The 266-nt window shown below is 37.2% G+C and carries 1 pseudogene; it reads left to right on the forward strand.

The features are described 5' to 3' along the window. Positions 1-62: 62 nt before the first annotated feature. Positions 63-266 (forward strand): annotated as a pseudogene (locus SB765_RS30310) (ABC transporter permease); the annotation flags it as partial.

Raw genomic sequence — 266 nt, forward strand, 5'->3', positions numbered from 1 at the left:
GATGAAACATTAAAGCCACTCTTTAGCCGCACAATCGACTTAGTAAATTTACAAGGTGATGTATGATTTTATTTAAACTTGCCTATAAAAGTTTGCTAAATAGACGTGCCAGTGTATTACTGACATTGCTCACTATTGCGATTAGCGTCATGTTATTACTCAGTATTGAGCGCGTTCGCGTAGATGCTAAAAGTAGTTTTAGTAATACCATTTCGGGTACCGATTTAATTGTTGGCGCACGTACTGGCGATATTCAATTACTACTC

Origin of the sequence: Pseudomonas sp. SIMBA_067 (assembly GCF_046534675.1) — a bacterium.
GTDB lineage: Bacteria > Pseudomonadota > Gammaproteobacteria > Pseudomonadales > Pseudomonadaceae > Aquipseudomonas > Aquipseudomonas putida.